This window comes from Chryseobacillus diguaensis, from assembly GCF_049220665.1.
In the GTDB taxonomy this organism is placed as follows: domain Bacteria; phylum Bacillota; class Bacilli; order Bacillales; family Bacillaceae; genus Metabacillus_B.
The window spans coordinates 356850-369526 of the sequence record NZ_JBMKNV010000003.1 but is presented as its reverse complement, the minus strand read 5'-3'; the positions used below and the strand labels follow the sequence as shown (position 1 = coordinate 369526).

Annotated in this window: 11 protein-coding genes; 1 reads left to right on the top strand and 10 read right to left on the bottom strand. The window is 42.9% G+C overall.

Translation table 11 applies throughout. The features are described from left to right. Positions 1-89 precede the first annotated feature (89 nt). Positions 90-1361, top strand: coding sequence for a replication-associated recombination protein A (locus ACOT8F_RS06820; RefSeq protein ID WP_421650810.1), 1272 nt, complete (start codon positions 90-92; stop codon positions 1359-1361). A 258-nt stretch (positions 1362-1619) separates the two neighbouring features. On the opposite strand, the gene ACOT8F_RS06815 is transcribed toward ACOT8F_RS06820, so the two are convergent. From ACOT8F_RS06815 to ACOT8F_RS06770, 10 genes are all read right to left on the bottom strand, one after another. After that, positions 1620-2201 carry a UbiX family flavin prenyltransferase gene (locus ACOT8F_RS06815; RefSeq protein WP_421650809.1) on the bottom strand — a complete coding sequence of 194 codons (582 nt, stop codon included), beginning with the start codon at positions 2199-2201 and terminating at the stop codon, positions 1620-1622. A gap of 1 nt (position 2202) precedes the next feature. After that, positions 2203-3627, bottom strand: coding sequence for a UbiD family decarboxylase (locus ACOT8F_RS06810; RefSeq protein WP_421650808.1), 1425 nt, complete (start codon positions 3625-3627; stop codon positions 2203-2205). 80 nt (positions 3628-3707) lie between these two features. Further along, the gene (locus ACOT8F_RS06805) at positions 3708-4538 is read right to left on the bottom strand and encodes a R2-like ligand-binding oxidase (protein WP_421650807.1); all 831 of its coding nucleotides are present in this window, start codon (positions 4536-4538) and stop codon (positions 3708-3710) included. A gap of 33 nt (positions 4539-4571) precedes the next feature. Next, the gene (locus ACOT8F_RS06800; RefSeq protein ID WP_421650806.1) at positions 4572-5738 is read right to left on the bottom strand and encodes an iron-containing alcohol dehydrogenase family protein; all 1167 of its coding nucleotides are present in this window, start codon (positions 5736-5738) and stop codon (positions 4572-4574) included. Between the two features lie 21 nt (positions 5739-5759). Further along, positions 5760-7229, bottom strand: a complete 1470-nt coding sequence (locus tag ACOT8F_RS06795) for an aldehyde dehydrogenase family protein (RefSeq protein WP_421650805.1) — start codon at positions 7227-7229, stop codon at positions 5760-5762. A 69-nt stretch (positions 7230-7298) separates the two neighbouring features. Further along, positions 7299-8642, bottom strand: a complete 1344-nt coding sequence (locus ACOT8F_RS06790) for an MFS transporter (RefSeq protein ID WP_421650804.1) — start codon at positions 8640-8642, stop codon at positions 7299-7301. Between the two features lie 175 nt (positions 8643-8817). Next, the gene (locus ACOT8F_RS06785; RefSeq protein WP_421650803.1) at positions 8818-9606 is read right to left on the bottom strand and encodes an enoyl-CoA hydratase/isomerase family protein; all 789 of its coding nucleotides are present in this window, start codon (positions 9604-9606) and stop codon (positions 8818-8820) included. 131 nt (positions 9607-9737) lie between these two features. Continuing rightward, a complete protein-coding gene (locus tag ACOT8F_RS06780; protein WP_421650802.1) occupies positions 9738-11291 on the bottom strand; it encodes a class I adenylate-forming enzyme family protein in 1554 nt (517 codons plus the stop codon). A gap of 4 nt (positions 11292-11295) precedes the next feature. Continuing rightward, positions 11296-11787: a (2Fe-2S)-binding protein gene (locus ACOT8F_RS06775; RefSeq protein ID WP_421650801.1), complete on the bottom strand. Its 492-nt coding sequence runs from the start codon at positions 11785-11787 to the stop codon at positions 11296-11298. 4 nt (positions 11788-11791) lie between these two features. Continuing rightward, positions 11792-12661 (bottom strand): FAD binding domain-containing protein, encoded by an 870-nt coding sequence (locus tag ACOT8F_RS06770; RefSeq protein WP_421650800.1) that lies wholly within the window; start codon positions 12659-12661, stop codon positions 11792-11794. Positions 12662-12677 lie beyond the last annotated feature (16 nt).

Sequence of the window (12677 nt, the reverse complement as noted above, 5' to 3'; positions counted from 1 at the left end):
ATAATTGATTGTATTTATATGAAGAGAAACGGTTTAAATAGATAAAAGATGATCCTATTAAATAAGCTCTATGCTGCTGTTTAGGAGAGATGAGATTGAAGCCATTAGCATTACGTATGAGACCAAAAAAATTAGATGAAATTATAGGACAACAGCACCTTGTCGGAGAAGGCATGATCATTAACCGGATGGTGAAAGCACGGCACTTGAGCTCTATGATTCTATACGGACCTCCTGGAATCGGCAAAACCTCCATCGCTTCAGCTATTGCTGGAAGCACCGATACAGCTTTTCGTATGCTGAATGCTGTTGTGAATAATAAAAAGGATATGGAGATTGTCGCAGAAGAAGCAAAAATGTCCGGGAAAGTCATATTAATTTTGGATGAGGTGCACCGCCTCGATAAAGCCAAACAGGATTTTTTGCTGCCATACCTTGAAAACGGGAAAATTGTTCTGATTGGCGCGACCACAAGCAACCCCTATCACGCAATCAATCCTGCCATAAGAAGCAGATGCCAAATATTTGAACTGAAACCATTAGAGCCAAAAGATATAGAAAAAGCTCTGCAAAACGCCGTTGAAAATAAAGAGGATGGTCTCGGAAAAGAGCAGATTGATCTTGCAGAGGATGCAAAATCCCACCTGGCCTTAAGCTCCGGCGGAGATGTCAGGTCTGCCTTAAACGCCCTAGAGCTTGCGGTCCTTTCTTCTGAAAAAGATGAGAACGGAATCATTCACATTAGTCTGAAGGATGCAGAGCAGTGCATTCAGAAAAAAAGCTTTGTGCACGATAAAGACGGTGACGCCCACTACGATGTTCTATCAGGCTTCCAAAAATCGATCAGGGGATCGGATGTTAATGCCGCTCTTCATTACTTATCACGTTTGATCGAAGCAGGTGATCTGGTCAGCATTGCAAGACGTTTGCTGGTTATTGCCTACGAGGACATTGGACTTGCAAGCCCGCAAGCAGGTGCAAGAACACTAGCTGCGATAGAATCCGCTGAAAGGCTCGGTTTTCCTGAAGCGAGAATTCCACTGGCGAACGCGGTAATTGAGTTATGTCTGTCACCTAAATCCAACTCTGCCTATTCTGCTCTTGATCAGGCACTCAATGATTTACGGAGCGGCGCTAGCGGTGAAATTCCGGCTCATCTTCGGGATGCTCATTATAAGGGAGCAAAAAAACTCGGGCGCGGACTGGATTACAAGTATCCGCATGACTATGAATCAGGCTGGGTCCAGCAGCAGTACCTGCCAGATAAATTAAAAGGAAAAAAATATTATCAGCCTAAAAAAACAGGTAAATTTGAGCAGGCACTTGCACAGGTTTATGAAAATTTGAATAAGAAACAATAGCAGCATGGTTATGACTGATTTGCTCGTTTTTGAAAAGAGCGAATCAGCCTTTTTAATTAGGGGATTTCTCTGTTAAAGTGCTACGTCCGCTAAATAAAAGTGAAACAAAGATTGATCAAAAATACCCAACAAACCCATATTTTACATGCTCCTCAACCGTGCCCAATAATGGAAGATTACGTAAAATCTTAATTAGTTGGAGATCAAAATAAAAAGACAGTAAAGGATATGCGCTTCCATTACTGCCTGCTCAATCGTTCAATTTCGATTCTGCTTTGCAAACTCAATTCCATTCCATCTCATAAAAAGATTAGCTTCAATTCCAAACTGATCCAATGCCTTTTGTACCGTTTGATTCACAATGTCATCCGTTGTTTTCGGCAGGTGGTAAAAGGATGGAACTGGCGGCAGAATGACACCGCCCATCTGAGTTACGGAGGTCATCAGATTTAGATGACCCAGATGAAGCGGGGTTTCACGAACGAGTAAAACTAATTTTCTTCGTTCCTTCAGACTTACATCAGCTGCCCTTGTCAGCAATTCATTATTATAGCTGTTCGCTATACCTGATAGTGTTTTGATCGAACACGGAGCGATGATCATGCCATCAACTTTAAATGATCCGCTGGAAATGGCTGCTCCCATGTTATCATTATCATATACCACTGAAGCCATTTCCAACACTTCATCTGCCTTATACTCCGTCTCATATTCGATCGTTTGTGCGGCTGTCTTACTTAGGACAAGATGACTTTCAATAGTTAATTGCTTTAAGGCTTCAAGGGTTCGAATGCCATAAATAGCACCACTTGCTCCTGATATTCCTACTACTATTTTCATATTATCCACCAAACCCGGATGCTGGAACCTTCTTACTCCATTCCTTTTCTAAATGTTCGTCTTTCAGCCCTAAAGACTCTGTATTAATGTACTGCTTAACATTCATATCATGATAACCAGGGATACCAATCCTTTTATATCGCATGGGTTCACTGTTTAGAGGGACCGTACAGTCAAATCCCATTTTGGATCCGACTCCATTATTCGCAGACGGATCCAGCTTCGAGCCTTGTGCAGCATGCACCGTAACCAAATCTTTCTCCGCTTGAAATCGTGTAGCAATTGCCCACTCTACTTCTTCCATATTAAAAATATCAACCTCATCGTCAACAACTACTACATGTTTGATATCAAAGCTGTTCGCAAATGCTGCAATAATGGCATTTTTTGCTTCTCCGTCATTTCGCTTCTTAATTGATACGATTGCATGATATCTGCACGTTCCGCCTGGACTCATATGAACCGCCTGGACAGATGGAACGGTTTGGCGGATACTCTGAATCAGACTAGCTTCTCTCGGAATCCCTCCCAGCAGCAGATGCTCATACCCAGCAGGAACAATCGTATAAAAAATCGGGTTGCTGCGATGGGAAATAGCTGTAATTTGAACAACTTCCTTATCCGAGCGGGGTCCATAGTATTTCGGAAATTCTCCGAATGGTCCTTCAGATTCACGGATATGAGGCAATATTTTACCTTCTAATACAATTTCTGCGTAAGCAGGGACATCAATGTCTACTGTCTCGCATCTTACCACTTCAAGCGGTTCTCCCCGAAGAGCACTTGCTATTTCCAGCTCATCTATCCCAAACGGAGTACTGGCCTGTGAGGCAAGAAGGGTAGCTGGATCGACACCGATTACAATGGCACATTCCAGCGGTCTGCCTTCTTCTTCAGCCTGTTTGTACAAGTGGTAGGTATGGCGCGGGAGCAGCAGCACGCCTAATTTGTCTTTCCCCGAAATTTGAAGCCGATGAATCGAAACATTTTGTTTTCTTGTTACAGGGTCCCTCACAATGAAAAGTCCCGCTGTGATGTATTTCCCTGAGTCCTCTTCATGATGTACTGGAATAGGAAAAGACCCCAGATCAATATTTTCCAATATAATATGTTTTTTAACAGGAGCTTCCTGCTGTTCAACATGGCGGCACGCAGCTGGAGCAGATGATGCCTGCTGAAATTTTCCAATTAGTTTGTCCGGATCTGTTTCAAGAGCTTCTGCAAAATGCTCTCTAGTCGAACAAATTCCGGATACTACTGGAATCTCATAATCTTCTACCTTTGTAAAATAGGATGCTTTTTTCCCATCCAGCTTTTTCGTTATGGCAGCTACCTCATATAAAAGGCTGACCTTCTTGTCTATAACCGCCAGTTTGCCGGTATCCTGCAAGTATTTCAGCCATGTTCGAAAAGATTTTGATCTCATTAAAATGCCTCCTATTGGTTAAAGACTAAATTTCAGGAGAAACAAGCGTTTTGAATTAACTTTGCAGCCGATCCCCAATTTTAACTTACTGTACGGATTCCAAAGATATCCTTTAAACGGCGGTCAAATAGTTTCATGACGCGATCACGTCCCTTTACTTCCTGCGGAGTAGGAATCTCACGTCCGTCTACCATAACCGGCTGATCGTAACGAATTAAAATGAATGGAAGGTATTCGTCATAGATTTCCCGAATACGCTTTGCATGCTTCGGATTGTTTGAGAAAATCTTCAGCATGCGCAGACCAAAACCAACATGGCGCCCTTCATCCTCTTTAATTCTAGCAAATCCTTCTGCAAGCCCAGGGAAAAGACCTTTGCTGCCATATACCGCTTCAAACACATCATAGCCTGCCATTGCCTGTACACCTTCAATGATTCCTTGATAATGCGTCAGCCCTTCAACCAAAACTTCTTCTCGCTGTTCAGGTCCTTCCTCCAAAACATCCAGCATCTGTCTGGCACGGTCGTCCAGTTTATGCTGCACTAAATTTTTCACGCCGGGAATCCGTTCAACACCAAGCACTTCTTTAAAATAGCGCAAAAAAAACTCAGTATGCTTAAACTCCTCTACTAATTGTGTACTAAGAAAAGCTTGCTGTTCGGTTGAGGATCCGAGCATTATCCAAGGACAAAATTTTAATGCCACGTTTTCTTCTGCATCAAGAAATCCCGTACAAAAGTGAATAAGGTAGTCTTTTAAATCATCATCGAGTGATTCAAAATCCAGTTTGTCCTTGCTTAAATCAATTTCTGCTGGATCCCATGTACCAAACCGAATAGCCTTCCGATATAAGTTCCATGCCACCTCGTCTGTACTTTTTTCAAGATTTGTCATTAGTTCGTCACTCATTACATTTACCTCCTAAATTTATAGTTTTTGGTTCTAATACAACCGTTTTAATAAATTCAGTACCTCTTCCTCACTAGGCAGACGTGGATTAAATTTCATCATTCCGCTTTTAAAAGAGTCATTTGCAATTTCAGGCAGCTTTGACTCCGGAACATTCACGTCACGCAGCCGGGTTGGAAGCCCTATATTTTTAACCATAGCTGCAACAGCTGAAGCTGCCTTTTCAGCTATAGGCAATTCCGCATCTAGCAGTTCTGCGATTTTCGCTGCTTTATCAGGAAGAACCTTGGCATTAAATTCGACTACATGCGGCAGCAATAATCCGATCGCGATCCCATGAGGAACATGACAATGGCCAGACAAAGCACTCCCAATGGCATGAGTTAGTCCCAGAAAACTATTATTAAAGGCCATACCTGCAAGTAAGCTCCCATGAGACATGCCAATTCTTGCTTCTTTATCCTGTCCATTTTGAACAGCACGCTGAAGATGATAACTTACCGCTGCCATTGCTTCTAAAGCCAAAGCATCAGATGCCGGGCGGGACTTTAACGAAAAATACGCTTCAATTCCATGAGCAAGTGCATCGATCCCGGTTGCAGCTGTCAATTTTTCTGGGAGTTTCATTGTCAACTCCGGATCAACAAGAGCAATAGTGGGTGCCATATAAGGACTGGTGACTGTCACTTTCACGTTGTTCGTCCAATCTGAATAAACGCCGAATATCGTTACCTCACTCCCTGTACCGGAGGTTGTCGGAATCGTTATGAGCGGAATTTCAGGAGCTTGTGTAATTTTGTTCACACCTGCATAATCCCCAATGCTTCCGCCATTACTGGCGATTACCCGAATACCCTTCGCCGTATCCATAGGGCTGCCTCCGCCTACTGCCACGATACAATCATAAGAAAGGGCTTTAAAGCGTTCAGATCCTCTATTAATCGTTTCAAGACTCGGATCAGGCTCGACGTCCAAATAAAGTTCTGACTGAATATTTGAGACCCGCAATGAATCTGTTAGCCGGTTCAATAATCCGGCCGCTTCCACACCTTTATCACTTACAAGAAATACGGTTTTTACTCCTAATTGTTCAAGTCTTTCACCAAGAGAGGATGCTTTTCCAAATCCGAACTCAATCAGTGTCGGAAGATGAAAGGAAAATTCGAAATCAGCGGATTTAACCGCACTGCTTGTACTCATAAAACGAACGCCCTCCTTCCTTTATTCCATTTCAAAGTGGATATGTTTCGTTTCACAATATTCCATTAAGCCTTCTATTCCGCGGGTCCTTCCTAAGCCGCTCTGCTTGTAGCCTCCAAATTCGGCTTCTGGAAAATTTTTATTATAGGTATTAATCCAAACTGTTCCAGCTTTTATTTCCTTAGACATTTTCATTGCACGGTTTAAATTGGCCGTCCAGACACCTGCAGATAAGCCAAAGCTGTTGTCATTGGCCAGTTTAAGTGCTTCTTCATCACTGGAGAATGTTTGCACAGAAAGGACCGGGCCGAATATTTCTTCTTTCACTACCCTGCAGTCGGATGGTAGGTCATCAATGATTGTCGGAGCGAAGTAATGGCCTTTATCGAAATCTCCTCCTGTTAACCGATAGCCCCCTGTTATAATGTTTCCTTCCTGCCTCCCAATCTGACAGTATTCTTCAACAATATTCAGCTGGTTTTGGGATACAAGAGGTCCCATATCTGCGGTTTCCAATAGACCATTTTCAACCCGCAAATTTTCAGCATACTGTTTTAAACGGGAGACTACTTCCTCTTTAATCGACTCATGAATCAGAACTCTTGAACCTGCCATACAAATTTGCCCTGCTGAAATAAAAATCGATTGGCCGATCACTGGAATGGCTTTGTCCAAATTTGCATCCTGAAAGACCACATTAGGAGATTTTCCCCCAAGCTCTAATGCAACCTTTTTGATGTTGCTTGCTCCCATTTCCATAATGGATTTCCCTGTGGAGGTATCGCCGGTAAAGCTGATCATGTCTATTTTTTCACTTGTTGCCATAGCTGCACCGATCGAGCTTCCAGGTCCTGTAATAATGCTGACGATCCCTTTTGGGAATTGATCTGCTTCCGCAATTAGCTTAAATATTTCGACAGAAATAGAAGGGGTCAGGCTTGCCGGTTTTACAATGACCCCATTTCCTGCCGCAAGTGCAGGAGCCAGTTCACGTATCATTAGGAGCGCCGGCCAATTCCATGGTGATATGATCCCCACTACTCCAATTGGCTCTTTGACGATGACTCCAAAGTTATTAGGCTCTAACTGCATCGAACGGCCAAATACCGTGCGGGCAGCGCCGGCAAAATATTTCAGTGTATCAATACAGCCCATTATTTCCATCCGGGATTCGCGTATCGTTTTCCCTTGATCCATCGTTAGGATTCGAGCAAGATCTTCCAATTTCTCTGTCATTTTCTGAGCTAATTCCAATAAAGCATCATAGCGCCTCTTTGGATTCACAGACCAATCACTCTGAAGGAACGCATGGTTTACCGCATCAATTGTTTCAGTCACATCTTTTATATTTGATTTCTGTGAATAGCTGATTAATTCACCGGTTGCAGGATTAAGAGATTCAATTCTCTCATTTGATTTGGTCTCAATCCACTCGCCTCCAACAAAGTTATAGTAAACTGGTATTTTTTGATTAAGTGAAATGGACATCATTTGCTCCCTTTCGTTTTGAATTTAAGAGTGTTGTGTTATGATTTACTTCGTTCTGCCTCTTCCTTCTGTTTATTTCAAGTTTCCTTTTGTTTCAGGTATGATAACGCTCCCAATAATGTACAGAAGATAGATTACAATGGTGAAATACATAAGGGTATGGGGAATATTTCCTACAGAACCGCTTGCTAACGTCACAAATGTAGGCATTATTCCTCCAACTGCAAACCCCATATTCCAAGAAAGCCCGGTACCTGTGGAGCGTATTGAAGTCGGAAAACGTTCGTTTAGGAAGATTAAAACAGGGGCATACGCTGCATTTCCCAAAAAAACGAGACAGATGACATTTAAGTAGATCGCAGATGGAGTGGCGGAATTTGCCAATGCCAGGAAAAAGTAAGGCAGACCCACAATATTAAGTAAACCTATGATCATAAAGGTCTTCTTCCTTCCGATCATTTCACTTAAATGTCCAACAATTAAAGCAGCAATGATGGTTACAATGCTGGCTGTAATTAAAACTCCCGACATCATCCCAGGAGATACATTGTTTACTACTTTTAAGAAGGTTGGAATAAATCCGGCTGTTAAATAATAACCGGATCCCCCGCCTATCACGATCAAAAGATTCACCATTAAGATTCGGAAATAGGATGTGAATAATATTTTCAAAGGTGTTCGTTCTTCAGAGGCGGTCTCTTTTTTTTCATTTTTTTCCTTTTGTAATTCAGCCCATAAAGGGGATTCATCAAGAGTACGGAACACAAAAAGTCCAGCAACCGAACCAATGAGCCCTGTAAAAAACATAAAGCGCCAGCCCCATTCATCAAATGCCTCACCTGGAAACAGTGCAGAAATTAAGGCAAATGCTAGTGAAGCAAACAAAGCACCCAGACCTGCTCCTCCGCCGCCGATCAATCCGGACATTAAGCCCCGATATTTTTGAGGAGCTGATTCTGTACCGATTGTATGGGTAGAGGCAACAACACCACCGACAAAAATACCCTGGACCAAACGCAATAGCAAAAAGATAATCACGGCAGCCACTCCGATTTGCGGAACAGTGGGAAGCAGGCCAAAAACAGCAGAACTTACGCCAACACCTACTATGGCCACTGTCATTGCCTTTTTCCTCCCATGTTTATCAGCATAGGATCCAAATAAAGCTGATCCGAGAGGACGCATAAGCAGCGTTACGGCAAAAGATGCGTAAACCGCCGCCAATGATAGGGTTGAGTTACCTGTTGGAAAGAATAGTGCCCCAATGGTAGGTGTAACGTATAAAAGAATAAAAAGATCGTACAAATCAAATGACCAGCCTAAGAGTGATGCAACCATGGCAGAAACCACTTGGCGATTTTTCACTTTATGATCCGAGATACTTTGTACAATTTCTGTCTGTGCAGTATTCGACATAACTTTTCCCCCTTATTGATTACGCACCTGCCTATGGCATATTTTGAATTTTCCGTAAATTATACTAATAAAAAAACCACGATACATCGTTGTGCTTATAGAAAAGTACAATGTTGTATATCGTGGTAAAGTGGCCAGTCATATGCTTTTAATCAGCTGCTTATCAGGTCAGTCATTATTTACCGGTAAAATTAGGTTTGCGCTTTTCAACAAATGCGTCTACGCCCTCTTTAAAGTCATCCGTGCATCTTAACATTCCATACGCCCTTCCTTCGATCTCCAAACCTGTGCTAAGCGGTCCCTCTTCTGCCGCATGTAAAACTTCTTTGCATACACGCTGTGCAAGCGGAGAGAAACGAGTTAATTCACTTGCCAATTGGTTGACTTCGTTTTCAAGATCGTGCTTTTCAACAACTTTTGTTAGCAACCCCCATTGATAGGCTTCCTCAGCAGGAATTCTTCTTGCTCGCATAATCATGTCTTTCGCCCGTGTAAGTCCAACAGCTTTGGCTACACGCTGTGTACCCCCGCTTCCAGGAATCATGCCTAAATTCATTTCCGGCAGGCCAAGAAGGGTATCATCGGCAGCAATACGGAAATCACACGCCATTGCAATTTCAAAACCTACACCAAATGTATAGCCTTGAAGCTGAGCAATAACTGGCTTTGGTGAGCGTTCGGGTGCAGCAACATTCACTCGCAGGCGGGACAATTCTTCTGGATGCGTTTCCATAAATTGCGGGATGCTGCCTCCTGCACTAAAACACCTATTTCCCTCTCCTTTTATAATTATGACCCGGACCTCATCGTCTTTATTAAGTCCCTCAAAAATCTCCGCAAATTGTTTGCGCGCCAGCATGCTGATATAGTTCATTTTTTCTGGACGGTCAAATACAATAGTAGCTGTTTGATTTTCTGCATTTTTTTCTACGCGAATGTGATCATATTGAGTAGTGGTTGTCATTGGAATTTCCCCTTTCAATTTTAGGAATGGCTGTTTTGTTTTTCGGGCGAGCTTCAATTACGCTTTTAGACTGTTGATGAAATGATAAAGTTAATAGTTATTAGAAATTTTAAGGGAAAGACCCTTAAAAATTAAACTACTTTTTCAGTATGGTACAGCTCAAATTTTCCTTCTCTCAGCATACGTCTGAGAACTTTTCCTACCGGACTTTTAGGTATTTCCTTTACAAATACATATTTCCGCGGGCGTTTATAATTGGATAATTGCGGATGGTTTTTACAAAATTCATCCAGGTCCCCAAAAGTAACACTTTGGCATGAAGGAACGACATAGGCCGTAACAATTTGCCCCCAGTGATCGTCTTCTTCCCCAACTACTGCTACTTCCGAAACTTTGTCATGTTTTGAAAGGACATCTTCCACTTCAATCGGATGGATATTCTCGCCGCCGGAAATAATCATGTCGTCTACCCGGCCTACTACATACAGGTCGCCATCTTCATCGAGCATTCCAATATCTCCAGTAAAATACCAGCCATCCCGAATGGCTTTTTTGGTCGCATCCGGCCGGTTCCAATAGCCTTTGAATGCTTCAGCGGAATCTAAATCGATAATGATCTCACCCACTTCTCCCTTTCCTACGAGATCTTCACAGGTGGAATGGCCGTCCGGGTCGGCCGTTACGATGCGAATTTTCTGATGAAATCCAGGCTTACCTGCACATCCAGGCTTTTCAAATACATTCGAATTAATCGTAAATGTATACACTTCCGTACTTCCATAGTGATTCACAAACACCTCGGGATTCAGCATTCGGATACACTTTTCGGTTAAAGCAGTAGTCATGTAGGCACCGGCATATCCGATCTTTTTCAACGCTGTCAGATCGTATTCATGAAAGTTCTGCTGGTTTAGAATGTCGTGATACAACGTAGGGATTAAGTAGAGACAGGTAATCTCTTCTTTGCTTAATAATTCAAGCGCTTCCTTCCCGTCAAAATCTGGGAGAATAACCAATTTTCCATTCAGAAACGCGATGGACAATAGGGAGCGCATTCCCATCGTATGATACAGCGGCATCGTTCCAAGCGTACTTTCACCTTCTCTGTATTGGTTTTGAATAATGTGGGCAAGTGCAGCTGAATATTCGTTTCTGTGGCTGCGGGGCACGCCCTTTGGCTTTCCGGTGGTACCTGACGTATACAGCATTAACGCAATATCTTCCTCTTTAATGACTGGTTTTTCATACGTTTGCGGACTTCGTGTAATGAGCTCAGAAAAATAAATGTCAGCTCCGTCAACTTCTCCCAAACCAATATAGACCGGCCGTTGATTAAAATTTGCTTTTAATACTGCTTCTTGACTGGCATCTTCGTATACAACCGCTTTTGCTTCCGCATCATTCACACAATACTCCACTTCTTTTGCTGAAAGACGAAAGTTGATTGGTGTATAAATAACTCCTAGCTTTTGCAATGCCCAATAGAGAATGACATTTTCATATCGATTTTTTAGTAAAACCATCACCCGATCCTGCTGTTTTATGCCAATTTTTTGCAGCGAAGCGGCTGTTTTGTCAATTTGCTGGTTTAATTGTGAATAAGAATAGCGTACATCTCCTTGAACAACAGCGGTTTTATTCGGAAAACGCTCGACTGCAAACTCCAGTAACGTCCCCAGCTTCATCGTTTCAACTCCTTTGTAAGACTTCCTCTTTGTTTTCTTGGATCGTTTTTTCGATCGCTTTTACAATTCCGTCATAGCCTGTGCATCTGCACAAATGCCCGGATAATGTCTCTTTTATTTCCTTTGCAGAGGGGCTAGGATGCTTATCGAGAAAGTCTGTCATGGACATTAAGATCCCTGCGGTGCAAAAACCGCACTGTAAACCATGGCATTCCACAAAGTTCTTTTGGAGAGGGGTCATTTCACCGTTACACGAAAGACCTTCGACCGTCTTTATCTCCTGTTGATGTGCCTGAACCGCAAAGATTAAACAAGACCTTACAGCAGTTCCACTCATGATCACTGTACATGCTCCACAGACCCCATGTTCGCAGCCCACATGCGTCCCGGTTAACCCGCATGTTTCCCGGATGAAATCACTTAAAAGCATTCTAGGTTCCACATACTCGATATAAGATTTACCGTTAATGGTGACTTGCACTTCATGTAAGGACATCTGCTCACCCCTTTGCTCTTTCATAAGCCTGTTTTAGAACTCTTGAAGTCAGTATTTTTGCAAGGTGCGTGCGGTATTCTGCTGAAGCATGCAGATCAGATTCAGGCTCCACGCGTGTTTCTACAATTTCAGTTACTTTGTTAATGAGTAAAGGTGATAACTTTTCGCCGCATAGTGCATCTTTTACATCCTCTATAAGAAGCGGAATGGCTTCAACCCCTCCTAGTGCTAACCTGACATCTGAGATCAGGTCACTATCATCCAGCTTTAGCTGGCAAGCTGCTGCAACTAGCGCAAAATCTCCATGGCGCCGTGAAATTTCCTGAAAAGAGCAGCCAATTCTTCCCTCCCAAATGGGGATCTGAATCTCGGTCAGCAGCTCAGTCGGCATCATATCGGTCGTTAAATACGTGAGGAAAAAATCCTCCGCCTGTACAACTCGTGTTTCATCTGCAGAAGCTATTTTTAATGAACCATTGAGCGTCATTAAGAGCAACGGCAGCTCAGCACTCGGATCTGCATGGACAATACTTCCTCCAATGGTCCCCCGGTTTCTCGTTTGCAAGTGGCCGATATACGGAACAGCCTCACTTAGCAAACCGCATTTTTCTTTAACAAGAGCAGACGTTTCGACCTTGCTTTGACGCGTCAGTGTTCCAATCCTTAATGTTTTATCATCCGCTTCAATAAAATTAAGATCATTTAACCCATTAATATCGATAAGACATTCAGGAGCCGAAAGCCGCATATTCATAATGGGCACCAAACTCTGGCCGCCGGCAATGATTTTCCCGTCAAAACCTGCTGTTTCCAGCAGCGAAAGAGCTTCCGGAACGGTTGTTGGGCGATGGTAGTCAAACTTGGCTGGTTTCATAAGACTACACTCCCCC